Consider the following 24,371-nt stretch of genomic DNA (forward strand, 5'->3'; position numbering starts at 1 on the left):
CTCCTTCTTCCCATTGCAAATCCCCCGGACTTTCTCACAAAGTGATGGGAGATGAAGCTAAACTGGGCCAGATTAAGGCTCCTCATCACGATACTTGCAACGAGGGCAAATCTCTTGAAAACGAAGTCCCTCCGGCTGATAACAATTCAAATCGAATTCATCAAAAATAAACGGCCCTCCGCACTCCTGACACGCCAGAAGAATCGGCTGCTGCGAATGTACGATCAGCGATTTTGAGCGTTCCAGCAGCAGCTGCTGCCACTCCGTCTCCTTCAGTTGGTCCCGCCGGTTCAGATCGCCGATCACCCGCCGGATCTCCGCCTGCACCTTCTTGAAGTCGATTTTCTCCCATTGCTTCAAGTACGGAATATATTTCTTGTCTCCGGAACGCAGAATCTTGTACAGAAACAGGAGAATCATCCCCCGGTTTCGTTCCTTCAAATATTCCATGCTGAGCGGCGTAATCCCGTTCTCAAGCCAATGATCCCATTCCCGCAGAAACTCCTCCGCCCGCCGCTCCCGCTCCACTGCCCAGCCGCGGGGAGTGAACACGATCATGGGCAGCCTGCCGGACAGCTCAGTCTCGATAAAATCGGTATGAATCAGATTGTCCACTTTCTCCATGATCTGCTCCAGCGTAAGATCACGGTAAAAGCCATAGGAGGGATTGCGATCCAAACCAAGCTCAAGCAATTTTTTCTCCTTGGAGCCCTTCAGGATCTTGGCCAGCTGCGTACGCCCCCCTTCGGCAATGATATCATCAGCCGCCCGCAGAATGGCATGCAGCTCCGGATCAGGCAGCGGTATATTCGTCCGCTTTTGGGACGCCCCTCTTCGCGCCGGCTGTTTAGGACTTTTCCCCCGAGTATTCAAGTGGCCCTGACCTCCTTATCCATAACAATCTTTGAATGACGTTATCCTCATTTTATCACGAGAATAAAGTACGGGTATTCACTATATTCCATTTGCCCATCATCTTAGTTTTCGACACTTAAAACAGTTAATATGCGATCAGATTTTGAGTATTTTACATTCAATTTAGATCCGACCTTGAACAAATCGGGAAATTTCTTGTATAAGTGGACTCCATTAATCCGTCCTCTTACTGAGGGCGGGATCGTCCCTTCAACGGATATATCTTGATAAACAACCTTAACTGTTCCATTTTGCGGCAAACCCTTAGCGATATTGGATTTAATCTTAAAACGCAGATTATTGTAGGATAAGTCCGCATCAGTCAGAATGGCTTCCCCCACTATTTCATCCCCGCCTAATGCATCTTCATGAGTCTCAATAGGAAATTCATGTGCAGATGGATTTGGAGATTTGAGAGAGGCAGCGTCTTTTTCTAAAACAGTCAGTAATATTTTTCGCTCAATCTCCAGCTCCCTCAACCGGCTTCTAAGTACCTCAGGGTCTGTTTTCAAAAGCTGATTGAAGATATCTTGGTAACCCTTATCCATCCTCCATCCCTCCATTCCAGATTATGTACATACAATAAACCAGAACCCAAGATAAGTCAAGATAATCTCCAAGACTTTTTTGTTTTGTCTTGATCCCTTCAAAACTAAAACAACCTCCATCCACAGGACGGCGGTTGCTTGCTTCTAAACTATATCACACCATCCTCACATGCGGTATCTGGCCGGCCCTCTAAATACCTCCCTCATATGCCAATTGATAAACCTCCCTTTCGGTGCATAGGCAGGATGAATGGGCGAACGTATCTTTTTACCAGGGTCAAACATTTGTGATGCAAGGAGCAGAGGGCAATTCCATTCTCCTCCGTATCAGGGCCGCCGGCTTGATGCCATTGTATGTGCACCGCGTCAACGCCTACCAATTGATGTCCAAGTCTGACATTAAAGCCCCCCTCTATATGCCGTTCCAAAAGCTGCTTGTCTGAAAACTGTCTTTTATCCACCGAATCGCTTAATCTCCAAATCCCGTCAGTCGTCAGCCGGACAAAAGGCTCCTCCGGATGATAGGACCGTCTAGGCGGACCAAACTCCATCAGCAGCTTTCTTAATTTCTCCCGGACCAGCTCATACGGCAATGTCGTATGGTTTTGCTGCAACTGGGCAAACCCCAGAAGAATCAACAAGGGCTTATGCGGAGCCCGCTGCCCGTTCTTTTTCCATATGGAAAGCTTAGATAGCTTTTCTTTTAACTCGAACGCATCCATAGCTCCTGCCTGCCTCTTCCCAAAAATTGAAGGTTATTTCCATCATACTATATTCCATAAGAAAAAACCGCTGAACGGAGTCATCTCAGTCAGCGGTCCTTCTGTATCCTAATCCTGATTTAAGTCTCTACAAGCTCCAGTTCTCTGAATACACTTGAAACGGCTTCATCATAATCATATAACCGTTCGGATTTCCTGATTTTCTTCATATATTTGGCAGGGTCAGAAAACACTTGGATCATGTAAAACCACAGTTCTTTCATTTTATACAATACATTCTTATCTCCAAAAAGTACGCCTTGATACCCTTCATACACTTTATCATGAAAGTCTTTGAGCATTTTTTTATCGATTTTAACGTTATTGGAAATCTCGCTGATTAACCCGGGATTGGCTAATAATCCTCTGCCGAGCATCAATGTATCTACCGTCGGGAAATCAGCCGAAAACTCCTTGTACTCTCTGATTGTAAAAAGGTCACCATTGTAGCAAACAGGATTTTTGCTTACCTTCAAGGCATCCCTGAAAATATTCAGATTCGGCGTATTTTTATAAAAATCCTTTTGAATCCGGGGATGAATGATCAGCTCCTCCATAGGATATTTGTTGAATATTTCAATTAACGCATAAAACTCCTCCGGTTGGTCTTTTCCCAGCCTGGTTTTTATAGAGATTTTGGTTTCCACATGAGCAAAAATTTCTTCCAAAAACAGATCAAGCTCTTCTCTTTTCGCAAGAAATCCGGACCCTTTATATTTGGAAACAACCGTTCCCGATGGACATCCCAGATTTAAATTAATTTCATTATATCCCATCCGCTTTAATTTTTTGGACGTATGAATAAAATCCTTGGCATTATTCGTCAGCAGCTGCGGAATCAAAACCAGCCCCTGGTTGTGTTCAGGCAAGATATCATTAATGTCCCGAGTTTTAAAGCTTTCGTTTTGCTGTGGGACAATAAAAGGCGAAAAGTATTTATCCACGTTATTGAAAAAAGCATGATGGGCATTTCTATAAATGTACCCCGTCAACCCCTCCATAGGGGCAAAATAAAATTTCATTTAGCTAATAGCTCCTTCATTCAAGTAGTGCCCATCTTGGTTAGGCTAATAATATAGGGAGCATAAACTTTTTTAACAAGCTCGTCAACTTCCTGTCGTCACACCGCTCCCTCTTCAGCTCCATAAATAGCAAAAACCTCTGTCCAAATCTGGTCAGAGGTACTTGCTTTTCATATGAGCCGAACCGCGGCAGCGCTGACCCAAGGAGCGCTTCTAAAGCTCACTGTGGGCTGGCTGCATCATGCCTTGAGTGGGATAAGCCTCTTGGTATTCGTAATATTGCGACTGAGCGGGTGCATGTATTGGTGCTTCCATTGGCGCTACTGACGGCTGCTGATATAGCTCATCCACATACATGATTCTGCGCTGAATTTGCATGAGTCCATTCACAACGCGCAGCGCGATCCAGAAAAGGATAAGGCCAACGCCCACGTACAGCAGATATTGCTGATTATACGTCCAATTGATATGAAAATAACTAAACAAGCTATTCTCTAAAATATCAAGCTGAAGTTCATTCATCAAAATGATATGCACCGCGGGAAGAGCAATAAATCCGAGTCCCAGTGAAAGGAACGTTACCATAACCACAAAGAATACAATGCCTGTTACAAACCTTAGCAATACAAGCAACAGATTTCGGATGAAGAGTGCCCCCTCAAAACCTTTCACCATTCGCTTCAGCCAGTTTTCTCCGGCTTCAGACGGTTGATGATAGGTATGCGAAGCAGAAGGAGCAGGTAAGCCTAAAATTTGTCTAATCATGCTTTGTTCAAAATGCACAATCCCATTCAACAGCTTGGCTACTCCAAAAAACAGCGGAATTCCGATAAATATCGGAGTCAAACAGATGGATAAGACAAGTCCCGTTATCGCTAATGTCAAATAAATAATCCCTAACGGGAGAGACAGCAATAAATAGAGAATCGTTGCATAGGTTTTTGGATTAAAAAGCGCCCATTTCACCTTGCCCGCCCGCGCCATTGAAGTCGCATCTGTTGCCTTCATACTCAAACACCCCTTTTGCCCTCATAAGTCACGCTCCATGTGATACATCCATTATATCCGCTATATTTTCCTGACATAACGGTCTTAGGAGGTATCCCAACCTCGACTTTAGGCTAGGGTGTGTGCAAATTCCGAGAGAAGAGCAGGTAATACCCAAATTTTCGTTCCAGTCAAGGCACTTTTGCGAAGGCGTACCAGGGTACGTCTAGTAAAAGTAACGAAACAAGGGGCGAAAAGACGGTGAAAGATGCCCTCAAGCGGGTTTGCATACACGCCCTAGGGACAGGCTGGAGCAGGTGAAGTTATTGGCTATATTTGAATCCATTCAGCAGTTCTTTGGCTTCCGTGTCGGATGGGGGACTGCAATCCCGCTCCAGAAGCGGGCTCTCGGTATGTAAACGAACCGCGGCTGTGTAGAAGGGGAGTATACCAAACAAGTAGGGTGCTTTTGTCAATATGAGCAAATCTACTGAGTTATTCTTACGTACTCAAGGGTTTAAGCTATTTTTTCAGGTGCGAAAGTTGAGTTAATTAAAAAAGCACTTTGAATAGCACTTTTTTTAATAAAAAAACAGACTGGTGTATGTATTAATAAATAACTGACGTTTGCTGTGTACAGTCTCTATTACCTAATTATCTTGATGGGTATCGGCTCCGAATGGCTCTATCCTCTGGCCCTCCCAGGTAGGTGACAGTTACATATATTGGAATAAAAAAACAGTAACGGACTTGAAGTAGACAGTTTGTACATCTACGGGAAGAAACCCTAAATTATGAGCAAAAAAGGGGATTGACTTTTTTGGGTTTGTTAGAGGGTACTTGACATGCGTGTGATATGATCAAAAAGGTTATAGAGTTCTCCGCCTCACAGGTTGTTAAATTATCGGTGAGCGTTTATCTTCTTCCTGGCTGTATTCTTTCTGGTGTTCTTTCGCATATAGTAGGTTCGCTCTTTGACAAATCCGGGCCTATAGTTCTTGTGGATGATATTAGCCGCGGCATCCCTATGAATGTATCCAACCCTACAGATCCAGACAACGAAACTTTGGCATTAGTCGCTGGCATGGAAGATGCACTATTCGTCGCAATGTTTTTTGCAATTGGCGGCCTAATTCTTAGTTCACTAATTAATCTCAAATCTTGTGTAAAATCATTTTTGAATGAGTAGTTTTATTGAACAAACAGATACCTCTACAGTATCTGTTTGCTCTTGATTATTAATCGGATATGGATTACAAAAGAGGTGCCCAATGCATATGTCTGAAGAAGAGCTTATGGAACTCCTTACTGCAAATCCTCATGTATTCGAGCTCAAGATCAAAAACCAGTCAAACCACAGGAACCGTTATTTAAACAACTTCCTATATTTGAAAGTCAAGCAGAAGAACGTTTTTACTATAAGCGAATAGTTCCTTTGATTATCGCAGGTTTTCTTCATAAGCTGGAGCTGCATAAAACCTTTGAAATCGTAGAGGCTGTAGAACATTGCGGGAAGAGATACCAAAAACGTGTGTTTACACCAGACTTCTATATAGAGATGAAAGATGGCTCTGTGGAGGTTGTCGAGATTAAAGGACGCGTTATAAAAAAAATGCAACGCGATTATCCACTTCGCCGTCAGTCTAATGAGATGGCTATAATTTTTTCATAGCTGTCTCTAGCCATTATTTAGGGAAGATATCAATATTTATTTGGAACTCATTGCTGATGCAGTCGGTTCGATATTTCTTTGACTTTAGGATCTTGCTTCCTGATTTTTCAAGAAAAATGTGGTCGACCAGTATGCTGGCACGAACTCAAGATAATCGATTGGTGAGCGGAAAACTTTGGAGATGGTTTGGACAGGATCATTTGGTAGAGGGATTACGAGCAGCTTTGGGAAGGGCCAACTTTTATAATGGAGAGCCCCTGTTGGCATAATGCTGGAGGGGGTAGTTGTGCGTGGGAAATTGCATAATAATACAATTTCCTATCGCTGGACATAGGCTACCATCGGATGGAGATGACACCAAAGGGGTAACTGCTTTTATAATCCATTCATTGATAGTCGTTACCCCACTCTAGCTCCAAATCCCATAGCGAACAAAATCGTCTGCTCCTTATCCATCCGGAGGCCTGCTACTTCAAATGTCTTAAAATCCACACCACTTAAGGTGGCTCCTCGAATATCTGCTCCTTGCAGCTTTGCTTTGGACAGAAGGACTAGGGTCAGATCTGCATCCCGTAGATCGGCTTTGTTCAAATCGGCGCCAGATAGGTCAGCTTCGTAAAATTTCACTCCCCGCAGATCCTGCCGGGCAAGCCTGGCATGGCGTAAGTTGGTATATGACCAGTCGCCTTGAACGATTGTGATCCCATCAAGATTGGCTCCGGAGAAATCAGAGCCCGTCATTTTGCATTCAACAAATTTCGCGGAAAATAGGTTTGCACCATTAAAACGGCAATTTTCAAAGGCGGTATCAGTATGGATGGATCCATTTAACATCGAACCCATAAAGTCGCAATCTGAGAATCTGCAGTGGCTGGAGGTGATTTCTTCGAGTGAGCCGTGAGCAAATGAGCAACGACTAAACTTGCAGTTTATGAGCTCATTGTATCTCAAATCACGTGCACCGAAGTCCACTCCTTCGTATTGTTGATGACTATGTTGAAACATCACTTGCCTCCATGGTTGCTTGTTTTTGTTGCTTTTGTTTTTTCCTCTACAATTGTGGAGATCGCATGTTTGAATATCATATTCGACCGCCCTGATGACTCACTGATCAGTACGACATATTTATCGAAATGATCAATCACCCCCTTCATCCGTGCCCCATTTATAGTAATAATCGTACATACCGAGCGCTCTTTCCGTAAACGGCTAAGCTGATGCTCTTGGAGAAGTATCATTTCTGAGCCTGTATGCTCCATAATTAATCCTCCTTAGAAGGGCGAAATGATCTGCGTAATTATTTGAGCCTTCAAGTTGAAGTTTTCGTAGTAAGTTTTCTGATGAAAAATTGTAGCTGTTGCCCACAGACTACTACATATACAGCCTGTTATATGCTTGAAATCCGATTGCGCAGGCATCTGCTTCTAGCGTATCAAGGAACTCTTTAAGTAAGTAATCTCTTTTCTACACCTTAAAGTTTGTCTTCGTACATTATTGACATCAATCAACTTAAATCTTAGCACACGGCTGTCAAGTCCCGTCCATTTCTGGCAGAGTTGTCAAGCATTTTTTTTTGCGAAAATGTCTGCATACGACGAGCGAATGAGAATGAGGGCATATTGGATGTTTCTAAAAAGAAAATGGGATTGCTGCTTCCAGAAGCTAAATATGTCTTATTCGTTTGGGATGCCGCCCATGCGCATTCAGTGAGGGACGGATTTCAAGTAAAGATTTCCGTGGAGGATGCGGGAGGACTTTCATTTCTGCACTTTCGCAGGTGCCAGAGATAGTCCCCCGCCCAAGATGCAAGATGATGGTCTGAACATGTCTGCTCCAACCTCAGCTAAGATGGCCGAAGCCGAAGTGATATCGACGCCCGGAATCGTTAGAAGCAGTTCTAAGCCCAAGCGATACGGGTCCAAATGTTGACCGATCTCCGCACCGAAGCGTTCAATGGATTGCTCTAGGTAGCGGTTGAGAATAAAACAATGATGGGAAGAAAGTTTGCTATACAGCGTGTCCATGAGCTGAGGGACTTTATTGATTTGGCCATTGACCAGCGACGCAACGGTATCTCAATCAAGGCGGCCAATCTACATGAATTGTTGAAGGAAAGCCTGCTCTGTCATAAAAAACATAAAAAATCAATTTACAAATTTAATAATTATACATATAATAAGTTCACTTATTATTTCAGTGAAGGAAGATGCCTGATGACAAAATATATTCAAATGGAATCGCTCGGATACTGGTTACATCAAACCTCTGCGCTTCATCGAAGAGCTTTTGCTATCGAAACCAAAAAGTTTGGGCTAACAACTGAACAGTACGGATTGCTTTTCCAACTACATAATCGTGAGAAAGTGAGCCAGAAAAAATTGGCAAACCTTATACACAAGGATCAAGCGACCACCGGGAAGATTGTTGAAAAGCTTGAAGCCAAAGGACTTTTGAAACGTCTGACAGATCCTTCTGATCGCCGTGCTTTTCAGTTATATATTTCCGATAATTGCGGAGAAGTGCTCAATAAACTTAAGCCTCTGGCGGAAGCGCTCAATGCGAAAGCGTGGGAGGGGATTTCTACTGAAGAAATTAAGATGTTTGAGAGCATAATGCTTCGACTGCAAAATAATTTAAATAATATTAATGTAAATGAGGATGAATAAAATGAAGGTAATAGTCGAATTTTTGAAGACAAAACCAGCTAAACTAGGAATTACATTTTCAATTTTTTTCCCTTTTATTTTTTTACTGATCTGGATGACAGGCTACAATGGTGCGACTGAACGTATTGACCAACTTCATGTTGGGCTTGTTGTTGAGAATACAGAAGAAAGCAGGGATGTTTTAGAATTTCTGACAACTGAGGCTCCCTTTCAAACAATTTTAGCATCTTCGAAAGAAGAGGCGCTGGTAGATATGGATAGTGGAAACACTGATATGGTTATAGTTATTCCAGCCAACCTGCAAACCACATTAGTTGATGGTGCGAAGAGTCTTACCTATTACTTGAATGATCGTAATTCAGAAATTGTTAAATCCATAATGGAGGGATTTTCTAAAAAATTGACGGACCAATTAAACATCGCTTTTGTTCCTGGGGCAAAACAACTCCCTATTCAATCGGAAATTATCAATGTGAACAAGATTTCGAATTTTGCCATCTCCATGCTGCCAATGATACTTGGTTTTATACCCTTCATTGCATTGATGACGATGAATATTCAATTTAATATTGCTTCAATGATTGTGAAACGTCAGTTTGGTAAATGGGAATTATTTTTCGGACGCCAATTAGTGCTTGCCTCCATTGCCATTATCGTCCCGCTTCTGTTATCGGCAGCAATAAAAATGTTCTTGCCTGTTGCGGCCTCCTTCTGGCAGCTCTGGAGCTTTGAAGTACTTGTCTTCATCGCGAGCATTTGTTTTACTCAACTGGCATTTGAATTGCTAGGAAACTATGGGCCGTTACTCAACGCTTTTTCTGTTCCATTCCAACTCATGACAGCGGGGAATATTATTGCTGTTTCGATGCTCACCCCATTTTATCGCGATCTAGGATCTTTCCTCCCGGCACCCAATGGGATACAGGGGGCCATGCACCTTGTCTATGGAGGTGGAGACGTAATGAGTTATGCTGTTAATTTAATTATGATTTCAATTGTAACGTGGGGGCTTACTGTGTTACGGATTGCTTGGCCCAGCAAGGCGACAATAATTCAAAAAAATCTTGGACAAAGAGCAGCTTAACTCTAGGCTTTTTACTCAAAAGCGCGTCATGCCCCGATCTTGACATATAGGCCGAGCCGGAGACTCACCTCTGTCCGCAGAACCTCCCACATAATTGATAGCCGCGGCACATAAAGTCTATCATCTTGCTGGTCTTCAGCATGTAGTCGTGATTTGCCGCCGCCTCATATCCTGGTTTAGCTGAGGGAGATCGGCATGATCCGATTGAGGATGAGCTGCGTGACGGCCACGTACATACGTGTAGCAAGTGGGAGATCAGGCATGTACAATCTTATCAAGAAAGAGGATTACACGAAGCTTTTTCATTACTTCACACGGAAGCCATTTTCTGTAATTCTAGTAAAAAGACACATATCTCTGTTATTAGAGAATGTGTCTTTTCTTGGTCCTGTCCGATATTTTCGGACAGGGAAGTGGAGCCGAGGGGCATCGGTACCCAGAAAGTACGGAATTATAAATTTAATCTTACATGTACGTGTATCGCGGGTTGTAATTCATCCAAACACCAGTTGGAGCAGCATCATGTACAACATAGTGCCGCCAGCAATACTCAACAGCATATTCCGGCACCAGATGTGAAGCAAGACAACCGTCAAAACAGACAATAGCTCGGGCACTCCGTGATGGGAAGATAACAAACTGACATCCTTCATGCTATAGATAACCAAGAGTCCGAGAGCTGCAGAGGGCAGTACCTTTCCAAGATATTGCACAAATGCGGGAGCAAGCCGGTTTGCAGGAAAAAGTACAAATGGCAGAAAACGCGTGATCATGGTTCCGAGGACCACCATTCCAATGGTCAGGCATCTCTCCAATACCGTCATTTCCATTCTGGTTCACCTAGTCTTTCCAATTGTTTGCGCAGCAGCGACAAAACCAGAAGAATACCGGTCATTGCCGGAAGAATAAACCCGCTGCTGCCGAACACAATTAGACTTAGAAGAGATAAGCCTACACCCAGCAGCGCACTGGTATGCCTTGTCTCCTTCATCCATTGCTCCAGAAAAATCACTACAAACAACGCCGTCATCACAAATTCCAGACCCTCCATATTCATCCGCACTACCGATCCGAAGATTCCGCCAACTGCTGCTCCAAAAACCCAATACATATGATTCAGCAGAGTTACAAAAAACATATACCAGCCTCTGTCCACTCCCTGGGGAATAACCGCTGTCAGGTTTATGGAAAAGGATTCATCACAGAGTCCAAAAATCAGATAAAGCTTCTTTATTCCCAATCCTCTATAGTTTTCAAGCATGGAGATGCCATAAAACAGATGCCGTGCGTTAACCATTAATGTAAGCATCAAGGCACCCATTGGATGAAACGCGCCGAGCATCAGATTCACCGCTACGAACTCCATGGACCCAGCGAAAATAAGCAAGCTCATGGCAATGGCATAGCCCGCATGAAAACCCGATACGTTCATGAAAATTCCATAAGCAATTCCAAGGAACAAAAAACCGGCCAGTATAGGGACTGTTGATGGAAAGGATGCGCAGAATGCTGTGAAAATCATTCTTTTGTTAGTCATATTTGTCTCCTCGCTACTATTTAAGATTGCTATCCTGTAATATTAAACGTGCAAATCCATACAATCAACGCTATAATTGTATGCATTACAATTTTTTTTAATGGGGATACGTATGCCATTTAACTCCTTTACAAATTATCCGATGTCGTGGCGCCCTAACAGGAACACACTTCACCGTCCTGTTTATCAATCACTTGCCTCCTTGTTGGAGCATGATATTACTGAGGGAATTCTGGTTCCAGGAACCAAGCTGCCTCCTCAGCGGGAACTGGCGGATTTTTTGGATCTTAACTTCACTACTGTCACCCGTGCCTACAAAATTTGTGAATCAAAAGGGCTTATCTATGCCATTATCGGCAAAGGCACCTTCGTTTCCCCCAACGCAGGCCGTTCTGTTGCCATTACCAAGAATAAAGTTGCGGAGGATTGCATTGATCTCGGTTTTGTTGCTTCATTCGAGGGAAGTAATGCTCTTGTTGCTGAAACTGCCAGAAGAGTTGCGGAGAAAACTGTTTTGGAGGAATTGTTCAATTACAATGAGCCTACCGGATTGCCGCGGCACAAATATGCGGGACAGCTCTGGATGAAGGAACTGGGGATCAGTGCAGATGCAAAGCATGTGGCCATTGTATCAGGAGCCCAAAATGGCTTGGCCATTGCTTTGTTTGCCTTGTTTGAACCGGGAAGCCGGATTGCCGTGGATGAGTTCACCTACTCCAACTTTATCGAAATATCGAAATTGTACCGGATACAGCTGCTTCCTATTCCTGGAGACAGCAACGGCATGCTCCCGGACCATTTGGACCAGCAATGCCGCTTACTTGAGGTGCACGGTATCTTTCTCATGCCCTCCTGCTCCAATCCCACAACCATTATGATGACAGACATGCGCAAACATGAATTGGCTGCCGTAATCCGGCGCCATCAGTTAATTGTGCTGGAAGATGACATTCATGCATTTCTGACGGCAGGCTTGGTGGAGGATTACCGTCAGCCGTTGTATCAGCTGCTGCCGGATCAAACTCTTTATATATGTGGAACCTCCAAGTCGCTTTGTTCAGGGCTACGGGTAGCTTACTTGGTATTTGGAGAGCGGTTTAGAGAGCGGATTGAAAAGGCGGTCTTTACGGTCAATGTCAAAACCTCATCTTTGGATGCTGAGATTATATCGGAGCTGATTTTTTCGGGCAAGGCCAAGGAAATCGTGGACGAAAAGAAACGGCTGGCCCAATCGGTCAACCTGCTGTTTGCATCATATTTCCCCCAGCACGCAAGTACCGGCCATGCGTTAAGTTACTTCCGGTGGTTGCCCATCTCCAACAGGGAAGCCGGGGCACAGCTGGAGCAAACCTTGCTGCTTCAAGGCGTCCGCGTTTTTCACTCCGACCGGTTCCGCAGCGGAGCCAGCATTCCTGGTCATTTCCTGCGGATAAGCCTGGCTTCCACGGATTCTCTGAAGGAATTGGACAAGGGGTTGGGGATCTTGAGGGGGGTTGTTAACTGACGGCATAAAAAAGACACCGATTTTTTCGGACAGGGAAGTGGAGCCGAAGGGAGTATCTCAATCTTGACCTAACTTGCTGACGAAGCTTATTCACGAGGACAAGCTTAGCGGTAGATGCCGTGCTCCCCTCCCTGCGCTTACGCTCCGGTCCGCGCGGACTGAACCCCTGTCCGAAGGCAACGCCACATAGGCTTCTACGGGTGTAGTCACAGTTTTGATGTTACCCGAGGGTCCCCCCGTAACCGGGTCCCCGTTGGGTCAGCCTGATTGTCTTCTTCCGTTAGCCCCAGGCGGAGACTAGACGGCGTATCCCACTATAGGTTAGCCCCTAGCCTGCCACATGGGCGATGGAAGGTAGAAACACGCGACTGCTTATTAATAGTCAAATTCCTTACTGTATTAAAGGGATGACGGGGATTAATTTTACTTGTAATATGACCTCATTTCACTTTCATACTCAGCTTGAATATCATTTTGATATGCCATCTGCATACAAACTCCATCTAAAAACGATCCGAGTTCACAAAAGAAGAATGCTACAATTTGAATATCAAAACGCTCCTCCTTTTTAAAATGTAGCTTTAAAAATTTGTCTGTCGGATATCTAAATTTATCAGATGTTCCATCAATTTCGTGAAGTTGATTAATATATTTCTGCACATTTTCTAATGTAGGATCATCAGTATCAGCATTAGCATGTTTCTCTATATCGCCAACAATGGTGTTCCATAAGCGTAAGAAACCGTGCTTTCTATCTTTAAGGAGGCTTAACGCTTTTTGATGATCTAATGAGCATTCTTCGAACAATATTTCCTTCATTGCTAATTCAATACCATTTCTATACAAGTAACACATTGGTAAAAACATATCATCTTTTAATCCTTTATCCAACATCATATACTCATATATGTAAGTAGCTGACTCCGTGTATGCTCTCACATATGGATAGAATTTATTTTTATTATAAGAGTACCCCACTACACTCTGGGAATAATAACTACCTCCCCCTTCAAATAATATTGGCTTATACTCGTTATAGCTGTGTGAGGTGAGTGGAGATTCAGAATAAAAACAGGATAATATATTGAAAGAAATCTCCATCTTGTTAGCAAATGCGACTAGATCGAGATGCGTTTGCTTCTCAAAGACGGATTTTATTTTAAACTTCTTATCTGAAAATGGGTCTGTTTTATACCCAATTATTCCGAATGGGTATCTAAAAGAATCCGATTCCTGATCTATCTCGCTCATATCGGCAAATAGCTTCTCCATCCAAATTAATGCTTTATAGCTCGGATCTAACTCCTTGTTTAGGTATGGCTCAATAGTCTTGAGTATTATAGAGAGATTATGGAAAGTAGTTTTGATAAACTCCATTCTTTCTTCTGTATTCGCTATAAACTTAAAACCAATAGCTTTTAAAACCAACTCAAGACTATGCCTATACAGATAAGCTATGGCAAAAAAGTATACATCTTATTCTCTTATTTGGCTTTTTTCTAAAATATGGTTTGTTAAAATATGTGCTGATTTATTAAACTTGTTAGCATAATCATAAAATTCAACCTCAAGATCACAATTGCCTTTTATACTTACCACATTTTCTTGGGAGGCAATTCGATAAAAATCCGGACTAGCTTGAGGCCATTTATTCTCTATTGTCACATTTCCCCCGATCCCTCATCTGCTCAGTAACAACGTTCCTGAGTTGATTTATGATGTATTATTTTGTAATGCTCACCAGCCCAAACAATATCTGAGTCACTGGAAACCTTCTTTGAGCAGGTTACTCTGTAAAGCTACTGCTTCCAGATATGCAAAGAATCCAACCTCGCTACCCTCTGCTCCCGATCATTTCATAATACGAAAGCATATGCCTTTCTAACCGCCAACTGCCCATGTCGGTGGGTTTGCCCCAATCACTGATACGAAGCTCGGCCGACTACAGCAACAGCCCCGCGAGGTCGGTATCGCGAATATATTATTTTTAAAACCATGTTACAAAATTGTGTTATGAGGAATATATGAATTGGGGGCGAGATTTCATGACTGCTTCATCTTGATTATAAGCTTTAGAATGCCTGAATACCCTTTATGCTCCATGAAATATCACCGAGGCTGAGGATATCTTTCTCTTTGGCTATTCCCTTTTTTTGTTTCTCATCTGTACGACAATGCTTACAAAGAAACAAATAGACTTTAAAAGTGTTATCGTTGGGAAAATCGTGATATACATCGGTAATAATTATTCTTTCTACAAAAAGGGGATTTTCACATTGGATAAAATACCCCGCATTTTGTACGACATGGGTTGAAAATTGAGGTATAAGCAAATTGATCACTCCTTACTACCATGCGTATGCTTTGATTCTATTAAAGCAGAAATGACGAATTCCGAAAAGGTAGCCGTGAAAAGGGCAGATTGTAGCCAGTCAAGGGGCCGTAGGCGGCGATAGCCTTTACCCTTGACTGAGCAGCTCCTATTGCCTAAGCTATAAATGCCTTCGTCAACCCTGTTGACGAAGGATGCCAGCGGCAGGCGAATATGGAGTGCAGAGGCAAAGCCTTTGCTTTCCCCGGGATCGGGGATAAAAGGGGCGAGCTTTTGTCTTTGCTTGCGTAACAATCAAACGATGATGATGCTTGGGCCGCGAGCGTTAGCGAGCGGCCACCTGCGTTCATCTCTGCTAAAGCCGCCGAAATCAACAAGAAAAAAACGTTGCTACCCGTGTGCCGAATGATCATGATTGCCTTTGTCTGAACCATACGACTATATGGTACAGTCTACGAATTCTTTATCAAATGGGCAAGAAAAGCTTTCTGAGCTTCTGCAAGATAAAGCTGCAAAACAAGGTCACCTTCGATAATAGCGAGCTTGTGAAGCAGGATAACCGCTGCAAACAGGCTGATTCGCCCTTGATAGAGTGCAAGCTGAATCGTATCAGCCACATTCCGGCAAGCCTCAATCGCGTCTTGCAGATCGGCGACGGCCTGAACCGTTTTCTCGTACTCTCGACTCAACATGTGTATCACCCCCCTTTCAGGCGACAAAAAAGCGGCCCGGTCCGACGATGGACCAGCCGCTGTTGGGAATGCGATATAGATTTAGATTAGGCCTTTCTGCCTTAAGCTGACATAGCAATTGTCCCCGAGAATAAGATGGTCGGTAATCTCCAGAGAACATGCTGAGGCAGCATCCATGATGGTCTTCGTGACCAAAACATCTTCAGGACTGGGTGTGCAGTCCCCGGATGGGTGTACATGTCCTAAAATGCCTCCGGTGCAGTTTCTCTTGATTAAAGGTCGTAGAACCAAAAGCGGCGTTAAGAGGCAACTGTTTAACGTACCAGATGAAATCACTTCAGTGAACACAACGTTGTTCTTCGTTCCTAAGCCAATCAAGACCATCTTCTCATTAGGCCGATACAGCAGATGCGGCTTCAGTACCTCATAAGCATCATCCGGATTTTTGATAATGATCCTTGTTGATGCCGGAGGAGTTGCAAGATATTTGCCCAGCCGGAGAACGGACATGATTTGCTTTGCTTTCGCTGGGCGGATGTCACACTCAATGATTTCTTCCTGCGTTAGCTCTAGCAGTTCTTGTACAGTCGAAATACGGAAAAAGAGCAATTGCATCTGGTAGCTGTCCGGCTTCTCACGAAGCGTTTCAGATTAATAGAACTTTTATTGATGACAATGCATATGGGTTCAAAATGATTCCTCCTGAAATGCAAAAAGGGGAGTAACCATCGCGGCCCCCCCCTTTTTGCAGAATATGATATTGGTTCTTGCATGAAACCATGATTTCAGATAAGCTGTGATTAGGTTATTTTGTCTTGACCGCTCTATTCAGGGAGCGGTTTCTTTTTGTAATTCATCGATCTGAATCTGTATAAGCGTCACCTTCACCAGCAGGTTTGCATAGGCTCTTCCTTCCTCCGTTTGGAAGCTTGCTTCGGAATCCATCATCCGCAGAATCGCCTTCAACTGCTTCTTCCTCATCAATAACTTTGTCATCGACTGCATCCATATTCACCTCCTCTCAGGCATGTAAAACAAGCCCGATTTCGCGTTCTATCATGCGAAACGGACTTCTTACCTGCTAGTTAACCCCAAGCCTCCTACTGTCATTCCGACTCTTTAGCACCGATTGTCCGAAACCTGATACATGATCAGCGTCGTTACGACAGAGTCTCTCAGGGCTACTATGGCATATTTTTCGGTATCGACCTGTACGCTGTAGACATAGCCCTTTTGCTCACAATAGCCCAAATACTGTTTGGTGCTGTTCTTAATGAGAGATGCATAGGTCATAGAATCATTCTCCCTTCTGTTAAAATGATGAAAGCCCATTCGAGCGTTCCCCCTTCACAGACCGCTTGCGATGCCGCTCTGCTTGTTTCGGGAACTCGCGGCGAAAGTATATCTGTATCCAGCGGGAAGCTGTCGCTTCATCGACGCCATACACGCGGCGGCAATAGACAAACAGCAACACGCCGCCGATCCGGTACTGGCCGTTCATCACCAGTTGCCGTAGCAGCAACACCAAATCCTCCGGCAGACCCTTTTCTTTCTCGGTCATATGCAATCACCTCCTCAAGTGCCGTACTCTCATTCCGGCGATTATTTCTGTTTTTGCCCAGCACAAAGAACCCGCTCTCGGCAGGCTCCCACAGACCCATGAATGAAACTGCACCGCATCTTTACGGCAGTAACAAGACAGCAGTCCTAACCTCGTATTGCATATGCCAGCCCTTGTCTTCCATGTCCCGAATCAGCTTGTCCATGTCGATGAATTTGCAAATTGCAGCGGGAATGATGCCGTAGTACCCTGAATGCATCAATCGTTCCGCTACATCATGCAAACTCTGAACATCGTACTGTACAGAGTAGAGGCCCGTCTTCAGCACCATGAGAAAACATATCCAAGCTATCTATACAGCCGCAAAGAGCATGAACAAGCCTCTTATCATACCCTGCCAATGTATAAACCACTTCATTAATCCAACAAATATCTTCGTCCTCCTCGATCCAGAACGGTGCCTCCCAATCCGTAATGATCCAATCTGAACGACTGCCCCCAATTCGCCTCATCGTCCTGTCCAACTGATTCACCGGCATCGGCAAAGACAGCCACTCGCCGTCGCCGTCCGTCCCCTTACCTTCCTCTATCCGTCTTGCGGCACAAACCCGAATCTGCATTTTCTTTTCCTCCTATATCGTATGAAGCCCTCTCTCACGCTCCATCGTCCTCGCTGAATGGCCGGAAAGCAAAAAAGACCTGCGATCCACTGCATCAGCAGCAGAAAGCAGGTCCAATTCGAGGGGGTGGGGCATGAAACGGTAACCCCTCCCCTTCATTATATAAGCGTGTTACCACTAGAAAATATATGTATTTTTGCTGGCTATAAGGCCACAATTCATAAGAAGCCACTTAACATACCATTAAGATTTCCTATCTATCGCATTCAGGTATTCCCGAGCTACTGCCAGCACGAAGTCGATGTCCTCCTTCTCCCGGTCTTTTAGCAAAATGTTCAAAGCCCGGAGTGAATCATTTGCATCATTTAAAGATGCATCCTCTGGTATGCTGTCATCTGTAAATAGCTGTGCGGGTTCAATCCGCAATGCTTCTATAATCTTCCCTAACGATTCTAATGAGATATTGCGTTGCGATCTTTCCACGTCACTCAAATAGCTCAGGCTAACCCCGGATAGCTCCGCCAGCTTCTCTTGGGTTATTCCTCTTAACTTACGTGCCTTGCGAACTTGCTCGCCCACTAATTGTTTAAATTCCACCGTTGAATCACCTCTATGTCAAGCTTAGTTGAGGCGGATTCGTCGGCTTATCCTTCTATAGTGACATTTATACTACACTTATAAGTGAAATGATGGTAAAATGGCCCTGTTACGACCTTGATTGCCAAGATTCAGCAGATTTTGACTGGAGGACTGATAGAACGGAATGAATCATTTGTTACATTGAATATCCACTAGAAAAGCCTGATTCACACACACGAGAGTAAAAAGGGAGAGTGTGACGATCCATGAAAAAGTGCATTATTTTGTTTCTCGCATGTATGCTGCTACTCGGCAGTACCACTCTTGCTGTTGCTGCACCTGTCGAATATGGCGAAGAAAACCGCAACGCTCCAGCCTCATCCGGCGTCACAGTATCTTTTACAGATGTAGATCAGACACATTGGGCGTACTCGTATATTGCCGATATGGTGGGTAGGAGGGTTCTGGAGGGCTATCCCGATGGCCGCTATCGTCCAGACAGACAAGTGACCAGGGCGGAATTTGCCACGATTATCGTCAAGGCTCGGGTATCCAACCTAAGAAGGTGAATTACGCTTCGTTTTCAGATGTAAAAGCTACAGACTGGTCGTCTCCTTATGTGGAAGCCGTGAAAGACTATATGACTGGATATCGAACAGCAGACGGCAGCTATATCTTCAATCCTGATGCTCCGGCGTTGCGTGAAGATATTACCGTAGCGATCACAAAGCTCAAAGGTTTTGACGTAAGCCGTCTGTCCAACCGTAGCATCATCGAAGCCATGTTCAAGGATTATGATGGAATTTCAGAAGCAGCAAAGGATTATGTTGCGGTTGCAGTCGAGAATGGACTGGTCAGCGGTTATGAAGATGAAACCTTCCGTCCGCAAGCCACCGTTACCCGGGCAGAAGCAGCCACCCTTTTATGGAGAGCCTTCCAATACGGAAGTGATAACAAGGGAGTGGGAGGGGCTACGACAACTACACCATCAGCCTCTCAGCCCACACCAACAGTTTCTCCGAAATCAACATTGCAGCCATCGGCTACTCCAAAACCTGCTAATGCCAAATTCAGCGTAGATACATTGGTTGGTGGCACGGGAGCGGAAGATATAGATGGTCCTGTCAGCATGGCACAGATTAGCCGTCTGGATAGCGTGGCATTGGATAAAGACGACAATATCTATTTCCTCAACGCCGAAAAAAACAAGGTTCGCAAATTTAACGCCGGAAACGGGACTGTTGAAACCCTTTCTATAGCAGACCATAGCCTGGATAACAGATACTCCCTTAATCAGCCGCATACATATTTTCAATCGCTCACGTATAATCCGGTCAGTAATAAATTGTATCTGGGAGCGACCATTGCCGGGACACACTATATTACATTTTACGAAATACGCCCTACTGTACAAAGTGTAACCTATGCACCAGCGAATGGGACATACTACAGCTTTGTTCAATTCACGGATGATAACAATCTCTTTCTCGGCTACAACAGCTACTACGACGATTCCATCATCAGCCAGGCTACTCTGGGCAAAGAAGCATCTGTTATTGCCAAAGCCTCCGACAAAACTGGCTTCTCATTTGGACCATTCAGTTACTATTCCTGGCAACATATAGATGCCATAGTCAATGCAAACACCATCTATGTTTTTGATACCTATATCAGTACCATCACCAAGCTATAGGTCTTTCCCCGGAAAATAGAGATTGTCAAAGAATTTGATACGCTGGCATTTGATTGTGTGGTCGCGTACAACAATAAATTTTATGCCACACGTGGGGCAACCATTTATGAAATCGGCTTGGACGGTTCCATATCTGTATTTGTAAATGGCTCTCATTTAACCTACAACGATGGTAACCCTATTAAAAGAATCAATCAGTTGGCCTTCGACAGTCAGGGCAACGTAATCCTCTACGATGATCAGAACAAGGCCATTCGCCGAATCAACCTGTAATGAATCTCCGGAGGGGGAAGTACAGATTGCTTCTCCCTCTCTTTAAAGGAGCCGAGCCTGTATGAGTCGTGACCATTACTATTGCAAGCACTGCAACGCCGCACACGATCTGTCCAGCCCCATCGGCATACGTCATCTCCGGCATACACTCACTCCACAGAGCTTATCCAACTTCCTGAACATGGCGACAACCATTCCTGCGTATGAAGCCATTCACGGTGGCATTCCCGGCGTGTGGGAAGGAACGAATGCTTTTGTCCGTGAAGTGAAAATCGTCGAAACCCTGCAAGCGAAATTTCCGCATATGCAAGAGTATCACTCCGCTGACGGATTGCGGAATTGGCTGACGGAGCGGATGCAAGTTAGCGATCAAGCGTATGCCAACGCACTAAGCCGGATACAGGGCGATGCCGCAGGAGAAGTAGATTTTGTCCGTGATATGCAGGACGACCTTCGCAGCCTGTTTACCCGAACCGCTTTCGTCCGCAACGCAGATGGCCGCATCACCAGCAACTTCCCCGGGATCGATGCGGTTGAAGTGAATCGCTTCACGGGAGATGTGATGCAGGAGTTTCAGGTAAAAACACTGCGATCCGCCGACAGTATCAACGAGACGCTCAAAGGATTTCTGGATAACGAGCATTACAAACCGACGACAGTGCTTGTCGGGCCTCAGGAACTAATCGACCGTGCTCATGAGTTGGGCATCCCCAATCCGACGAAGGTGATGGGAACTCTTCAGGACAATCTGGATTCCGCTCATGAACTCGGCGACAAGATCCTTCATCATGATCTGGCTACCGGCTTCACGCCGACAACCGTCGCTCCCGAAATGCTGGGCGGTGCGGCTGTCGGTGCAGCGATATCCGTTACTGTATCCGGCCTACTGGCGTTCTTTCAATATCAATCCGGCCGCATGACGCTGGAGCAACTGCGGACCAAGTTGGCCAAGGATGGGCTCAAGGGAGCCGTCACTGGTGGCACACTGGCGGGCTTGTCCTTGTTCATCCCCGGCGGATTGATCGGACATGGTATTGCATTCGCGGCAGGCATAACGCTGCGGCGGCTGTTGGATGAAGCCTATGGCGACGGAATGTTCGGTGAGGTACTCAAGCTGACGAAGGCCGTTCAAGCCAACGTAGAGATGGTGCATCATGGCTCGGTGTATGTGGCCCGGCTGTCTGAGATCAATGAGCAACTGTTGGCGAAAAGCAGTGTCATCATCGACGAGGCCATTCGAGATCGGATGCAAGCGGAACACAAGCTGCAACGGCTGGAGCGGGAATATCACCCGGGAGGCATGATCGTCGATCAGCACCAGACCGCCGCCGATATTCTCTCGCGGCTGGACGCCAAACGAACGCTACTGCAAAGGAGGCATATATGAATCCGCAGCAGAACACAGTGATGCTGGCCCATGTGCCAAACAAGCAACAGGTTAAGGCAGCTACGAAAGCCAATCCGCAGTTGAAGCGGCAAGATGAAGTCCGAGGCATCGTGCAAAAATCTTTGCAGCAGCTTTCCGCTATCGATATCGACTGGATCGTTTGGAGAACCAGGGACTCTTAGGCCGCGTCTGGGGCTCCATTACGGGCTCGACGCAGCGGGAGATGGTTTCGCTGATGCGGGCATTAGCCCAATCCCAGCAGACGACAATCAAGCTGGTGCTGACGCTGGCAATCCATCATGCGGAAAACGTGGCGGTGATGGATGAAATTTTGGATGAACTGGGCAAGGCCAAAAGTGTTCATACTCGGACGGCATCTCATATTGAGTTTTTGTACGAGCAGGTGGAGACACTTCGGGATGTGCAGGTCAGCAGAAAACGGCAGCCTGCAACGCTGATTCGGAAACTCCTGCTTCCCGCGGCTGTGGTAGCGGGTTTGCTTGCCCTCGCCTATCCATACTTCACCCCATAACAGAAGATAAGTTTGGAGGAGATATTCAATGTTTTGCACCAAATGCGGGACACAATTAGCGGACGATGACCTGTTTTGCAAATCATGCGGGCAACGTACCAACGCATCTCCGGCGACGGCGGCCCAAAAAGAACAAGCGGCGGTCGCAGCCACCCCAGCAGTTATAACCTACATCCCGGGCAGCAAAATTAGCGACGGCATGATTAAGCATTTCGTCGGCGACAATGCCGATTATTACATACGAAAATGGAGCCACGGGCCATCCTATGGAAGCTGGAATTGGGCAGCATTTTGCCTTGGTCCCCTGTGGTATGCGTATCGAAAAATGTATGGCGTGGTGGCGTCATATTATGCTTTGTATCTTCTATTGGGGTATGTAATTATGACCGACGACAGTCTGGATGGAGGTATCATCAGTGTATTGGCCCTCGTTGCTCATCTAGCGTTCGGTATCACTGGTAATGGCTCCTATTGGACCATGGTGAAAAAGAAGATCGAACGTATCCTCTCCTACGCTGCAACCTCCTCCGAAGCGAAGCGGGACATGCACAAAATAGGCGGGATCAGTTGGGTCAGTGTCATTCTCCAAATTGTACTGTCCATACTGCTCGTCATCATCTGCTTTGTTCTCATCTTCGTGCAGGAAGCCGCGAGATACTACTAATAATCAGGCAAATAAATGAATCTGTAGAGTACAGGGGGGCATCCTTGTACTTTTTTTCTGAGGTGATGTTACAGTTAGGGGATTTGGTGTCTGTTATACAGTCCGATTGCTTATTTTCTGATGGGAAAATGGAATCGGCAATATCCTCTTCGTCCGACTAATCCCCATGATTACTGGGATTGGATATGTTACTCCGCGAGAATATGTGTGAAACCCCGAATTCAGAGCCGATAGAAGCTACAATTGCTTCAATGCTATACTCGAAGTTTTAAGTTAATTTCTTGCTGAGGCATCCATTCAAAAAGGTACGCTGTACAAGTAATGGTACGACGTACCAATTTCATTAATCGCCGTCAGGCGGTATTATCTGTGATTTAAAATATACAAATAGGCCGCTCCCGAAGGAACAGCCTATTTTCATTCATCTCGACTATCATTGAATGGGACGTAATGCCTCAATCTCTGTTTCTGACAATCCGGTAGCTTTCATGATGAACGGAACGTCAGCCCCCAACGCAAGCAGGTTTCGGGCAGTTTCGGATTTTCCGGCAGCTAATCCCGCAGTCATCCCCTCTAGCCTTGCACCCTCAATCCGCGACTTCTCGTCGCTGAGAGCCTTCATCCGGGCTTCATATTCCATCCGGGCCGCGGCATCCTGACTTAAGAACTCCAACGTATCCATTGCCTTTTTCAGCATCGGTTCATTCATCGCCAGCACCTCCCAATTGGATTTGTCCACGCCTTTCAAAAACAGCAGCCAGTTGACCAGCCCGCCTTCTTCCAGCGGCACCGAATGCTCATCCAGCTTCGTCAGTTCAATGACATGAATCTCGATATCGTCGGTGAGAGGAATCCCCGTATGATCCTCCTTCAGATGAAAGATGCTGTGATACCGATCATTTTTCAGGAGAGTGAAATCCAAGATATTAATGGTGACACATTTCTTTAGTGTATTGTAATTGTGGCCTTTCGGAATTTGGTGGTAGTACATTTCGCTCCAATAAAACAGTGTCCGCTTTTCCATGTGGTACGGGTTAAACAATTGGAGTTCGATATTAATAAGCTGCCCGGTAGCTGTCTTGGCCTTAATATCCATGATGGACAATTTGTCGCCGGGACTGTCTGGCTCCGAATACGGATTCAGCAGCACGATCTCCGTCAGCGGCGGCTCTCCGGCCTCGCGGAAGGTGCTGTTCAAGAAGGCCAACAATACATCTTTGTTATGTTCGCTTCCGAAGATTCGCTTAAAGATAATATCGACCCTCGGGTCAAGCAATTCAAATTCCACGACCATCAACTCCATTCACATTTATTATATCACGAGGAGATATTGACGTGTAAC

The 24,371-nt window shown here is 45.2% G+C and carries 30 protein-coding genes and 1 pseudogene; 11 read left to right on the top strand and 20 right to left on the bottom strand.

Going from position 1 to position 24,371, the window contains the following annotated elements; all coding sequences use genetic code 11:
- Window positions 1–72 precede the first annotated feature (72 nt).
- From DQG13_RS09245 to DQG13_RS09265, 5 genes and pseudogenes are all read right to left on the bottom strand, one after another.
- Window positions 73–873 (bottom strand): RQC domain-containing protein, encoded by an 801-nt coding sequence (locus DQG13_RS09245; RefSeq protein ID WP_220094346.1) that lies wholly within the window; start codon window positions 871–873, stop codon window positions 73–75.
- Between the two features lie 104 nt (window positions 874–977).
- Entirely contained in the window at window positions 978–1,463 is a 486-nt protein-coding gene (locus DQG13_RS09250) for a hypothetical protein (RefSeq protein ID WP_113019462.1), read from the bottom strand.
- Between the two features lie 165 nt (window positions 1,464–1,628).
- Window positions 1,629–2,185: pseudogene (locus DQG13_RS31840) on the bottom strand (phosphorothioated DNA-binding restriction endonuclease family protein).
- Between the two features lie 119 nt (window positions 2,186–2,304).
- Window positions 2,305–3,246 (bottom strand): tRNA dihydrouridine synthase, encoded by a 942-nt coding sequence (locus DQG13_RS09260; RefSeq protein ID WP_113019463.1) that lies wholly within the window; start codon window positions 3,244–3,246, stop codon window positions 2,305–2,307.
- Between the two features lie 213 nt (window positions 3,247–3,459).
- The gene (locus DQG13_RS09265) at window positions 3,460–4,254 is read right to left on the bottom strand and encodes a sensor domain-containing protein (protein WP_113019464.1); all 795 of its coding nucleotides are present in this window, start codon (window positions 4,252–4,254) and stop codon (window positions 3,460–3,462) included.
- Window positions 4,255–5,089: 835 nt separating this feature from the next.
- Between DQG13_RS09265 and DQG13_RS30535 the strand changes: the two genes are divergently transcribed.
- Together DQG13_RS30535 and DQG13_RS31845 are read left to right on the top strand one after the other, a co-directional pair.
- Complete coding sequence (locus DQG13_RS30535; RefSeq protein WP_146767126.1) at window positions 5,090–5,422, top strand: hypothetical protein; 333 nt, start codon at window positions 5,090–5,092, stop codon at window positions 5,420–5,422.
- Between the two features lie 195 nt (window positions 5,423–5,617).
- A complete protein-coding gene (locus DQG13_RS31845) occupies window positions 5,618–5,905 on the top strand; it encodes a DUF1064 domain-containing protein (RefSeq protein ID WP_397333955.1) in 288 nt (95 codons plus the stop codon).
- Between the two features lie 399 nt (window positions 5,906–6,304).
- Here the strand turns inward: DQG13_RS31845 and DQG13_RS09275 are convergent, their stop codons facing one another.
- Together DQG13_RS09275 and hfq are read right to left on the bottom strand one after the other, a co-directional pair.
- On the bottom strand, window positions 6,305–6,910 hold the full coding sequence (locus tag DQG13_RS09275) for a pentapeptide repeat-containing protein (RefSeq protein ID WP_113019466.1): 606 nt from the start codon (window positions 6,908–6,910) through the stop codon (window positions 6,305–6,307).
- Window positions 6,910–7,164 (bottom strand): RNA chaperone Hfq, encoded by a 255-nt coding sequence (gene hfq, locus DQG13_RS09280; protein ID WP_220094347.1) that lies wholly within the window; start codon window positions 7,162–7,164, stop codon window positions 6,910–6,912. The genes DQG13_RS09275 and hfq overlap by 1 nt, the downstream gene beginning before the upstream one ends.
- Before the next feature lie 729 nt (window positions 7,165–7,893).
- Between hfq and DQG13_RS09285 the strand changes: the two genes are divergently transcribed.
- Together DQG13_RS09285 and DQG13_RS09290 are read left to right on the top strand one after the other, a co-directional pair.
- Window positions 7,894–8,571 (top strand): MarR family winged helix-turn-helix transcriptional regulator, encoded by a 678-nt coding sequence (locus DQG13_RS09285; RefSeq protein ID WP_113019467.1) that lies wholly within the window; start codon window positions 7,894–7,896, stop codon window positions 8,569–8,571.
- A 1-nt stretch (window position 8,572) separates the two neighbouring features.
- Complete coding sequence (locus tag DQG13_RS09290) at window positions 8,573–9,655, top strand: YhgE/Pip domain-containing protein (protein ID WP_113019468.1); 1,083 nt, start codon at window positions 8,573–8,575, stop codon at window positions 9,653–9,655.
- Window positions 9,656–10,149: 494 nt separating this feature from the next.
- On the opposite strand, the gene DQG13_RS09295 is transcribed toward DQG13_RS09290, so the two are convergent.
- Both DQG13_RS09295 and DQG13_RS09300 read right to left on the bottom strand, forming a co-directional pair.
- On the bottom strand, window positions 10,150–10,485 hold the full coding sequence (locus DQG13_RS09295; RefSeq protein WP_113019469.1) for a branched-chain amino acid transporter permease: 336 nt from the start codon (window positions 10,483–10,485) through the stop codon (window positions 10,150–10,152).
- Window positions 10,476–11,192 (bottom strand): AzlC family ABC transporter permease, encoded by a 717-nt coding sequence (locus DQG13_RS09300; RefSeq protein ID WP_113019470.1) that lies wholly within the window; start codon window positions 11,190–11,192, stop codon window positions 10,476–10,478. The genes DQG13_RS09295 and DQG13_RS09300 overlap by 10 nt, the downstream gene beginning before the upstream one ends.
- A gap of 112 nt (window positions 11,193–11,304) precedes the next feature.
- Here DQG13_RS09300 and DQG13_RS09305 point away from each other — a divergent pair, with 112 nt between their 5' ends.
- Window positions 11,305–12,696, top strand: coding sequence for an aminotransferase-like domain-containing protein (locus DQG13_RS09305; RefSeq protein WP_113019471.1), 1,392 nt, complete (start codon window positions 11,305–11,307; stop codon window positions 12,694–12,696).
- Between the two features lie 423 nt (window positions 12,697–13,119).
- Here the strand turns inward: DQG13_RS09305 and DQG13_RS09310 are convergent, their stop codons facing one another.
- The 10 genes from DQG13_RS09310 to DQG13_RS09340 all read right to left on the bottom strand — a co-directional run bounded on the left by DQG13_RS09310 (window position 13,120) and on the right by DQG13_RS09340 (window position 18,498).
- Complete coding sequence (locus tag DQG13_RS09310; RefSeq protein WP_113019472.1) at window positions 13,120–14,073, bottom strand: hypothetical protein; 954 nt, start codon at window positions 14,071–14,073, stop codon at window positions 13,120–13,122.
- 99 nt (window positions 14,074–14,172) lie between these two features.
- Window positions 14,173–14,361: a hypothetical protein gene (locus tag DQG13_RS30540; RefSeq protein WP_146767127.1), complete on the bottom strand. Its 189-nt coding sequence runs from the start codon at window positions 14,359–14,361 to the stop codon at window positions 14,173–14,175.
- 407 nt (window positions 14,362–14,768) lie between these two features.
- The gene (locus tag DQG13_RS09315) at window positions 14,769–15,029 is read right to left on the bottom strand and encodes a hypothetical protein (protein WP_113019473.1); all 261 of its coding nucleotides are present in this window, start codon (window positions 15,027–15,029) and stop codon (window positions 14,769–14,771) included.
- 451 nt (window positions 15,030–15,480) lie between these two features.
- A complete protein-coding gene (locus DQG13_RS09320) occupies window positions 15,481–15,720 on the bottom strand; it encodes a hypothetical protein (RefSeq protein ID WP_113019474.1) in 240 nt (79 codons plus the stop codon).
- A gap of 81 nt (window positions 15,721–15,801) precedes the next feature.
- A complete protein-coding gene (locus DQG13_RS09325) occupies window positions 15,802–16,335 on the bottom strand; it encodes a JAB domain-containing protein (protein WP_113019475.1) in 534 nt (177 codons plus the stop codon).
- Between the two features lie 213 nt (window positions 16,336–16,548).
- Window positions 16,549–16,725 (bottom strand): hypothetical protein, encoded by a 177-nt coding sequence (locus tag DQG13_RS30720; RefSeq protein WP_181592665.1) that lies wholly within the window; start codon window positions 16,723–16,725, stop codon window positions 16,549–16,551.
- A 114-nt stretch (window positions 16,726–16,839) separates the two neighbouring features.
- The gene (locus DQG13_RS30725) at window positions 16,840–17,013 is read right to left on the bottom strand and encodes a hypothetical protein (protein WP_181592666.1); all 174 of its coding nucleotides are present in this window, start codon (window positions 17,011–17,013) and stop codon (window positions 16,840–16,842) included.
- Between the two features lie 19 nt (window positions 17,014–17,032).
- Window positions 17,033–17,281: a hypothetical protein gene (locus tag DQG13_RS09330; RefSeq protein WP_113019476.1), complete on the bottom strand. Its 249-nt coding sequence runs from the start codon at window positions 17,279–17,281 to the stop codon at window positions 17,033–17,035.
- Between the two features lie 275 nt (window positions 17,282–17,556).
- A complete protein-coding gene (locus tag DQG13_RS09335) occupies window positions 17,557–17,901 on the bottom strand; it encodes an antirestriction protein ArdA (protein ID WP_113019477.1) in 345 nt (114 codons plus the stop codon).
- 243 nt (window positions 17,902–18,144) lie between these two features.
- Entirely contained in the window at window positions 18,145–18,498 is a 354-nt protein-coding gene (locus tag DQG13_RS09340) for a helix-turn-helix domain-containing protein (RefSeq protein ID WP_113019478.1), read from the bottom strand.
- A gap of 248 nt (window positions 18,499–18,746) precedes the next feature.
- Here DQG13_RS09340 and DQG13_RS09345 point away from each other — a divergent pair, with 248 nt between their 5' ends.
- The 6 genes from DQG13_RS09345 to DQG13_RS09370 all read left to right on the top strand — a co-directional run bounded on the left by DQG13_RS09345 (window position 18,747) and on the right by DQG13_RS09370 (window position 23,029).
- Window positions 18,747–19,049, top strand: a complete 303-nt coding sequence (locus DQG13_RS09345; RefSeq protein ID WP_113019479.1) for an S-layer homology domain-containing protein — start codon at window positions 18,747–18,749, stop codon at window positions 19,047–19,049.
- A gap of 59 nt (window positions 19,050–19,108) precedes the next feature.
- Window positions 19,109–20,173 carry an S-layer homology domain-containing protein gene (locus DQG13_RS09350; protein ID WP_181592667.1) on the top strand — a complete coding sequence of 355 codons (1,065 nt, stop codon included), beginning with the start codon at window positions 19,109–19,111 and terminating at the stop codon, window positions 20,171–20,173.
- 334 nt (window positions 20,174–20,507) lie between these two features.
- On the top strand, window positions 20,508–21,833 hold the full coding sequence (locus tag DQG13_RS09355) for a hypothetical protein (protein ID WP_113019481.1): 1,326 nt from the start codon (window positions 20,508–20,510) through the stop codon (window positions 21,831–21,833).
- The gene (locus tag DQG13_RS09360) at window positions 21,830–22,015 is read left to right on the top strand and encodes a hypothetical protein (RefSeq protein ID WP_113019482.1); all 186 of its coding nucleotides are present in this window, start codon (window positions 21,830–21,832) and stop codon (window positions 22,013–22,015) included. The genes DQG13_RS09355 and DQG13_RS09360 overlap by 4 nt, the downstream gene beginning before the upstream one ends.
- A gap of 53 nt (window positions 22,016–22,068) precedes the next feature.
- The gene (locus DQG13_RS09365) at window positions 22,069–22,365 is read left to right on the top strand and encodes a hypothetical protein (protein WP_113019483.1); all 297 of its coding nucleotides are present in this window, start codon (window positions 22,069–22,071) and stop codon (window positions 22,363–22,365) included.
- Between the two features lie 28 nt (window positions 22,366–22,393).
- Complete coding sequence (locus DQG13_RS09370) at window positions 22,394–23,029, top strand: DUF2628 domain-containing protein (RefSeq protein WP_113019560.1); 636 nt, start codon at window positions 22,394–22,396, stop codon at window positions 23,027–23,029.
- A gap of 433 nt (window positions 23,030–23,462) precedes the next feature.
- Here DQG13_RS09370 and DQG13_RS09375 read toward each other — a convergent pair whose 3' ends face one another.
- On the bottom strand, window positions 23,463–24,332 hold the full coding sequence (locus DQG13_RS09375) for an Rpn family recombination-promoting nuclease/putative transposase (protein WP_113019484.1): 870 nt from the start codon (window positions 24,330–24,332) through the stop codon (window positions 23,463–23,465).
- Between the last annotated feature and the right edge of the window lie 39 nt (window positions 24,333–24,371).

The sequence above is a fragment of the Paenibacillus sp. YN15 genome (assembly GCF_003285005.1).
In the GTDB taxonomy this organism is placed as follows: Bacteria; Bacillota; Bacilli; order Paenibacillales; family NBRC-103111; genus Paenibacillus_AR.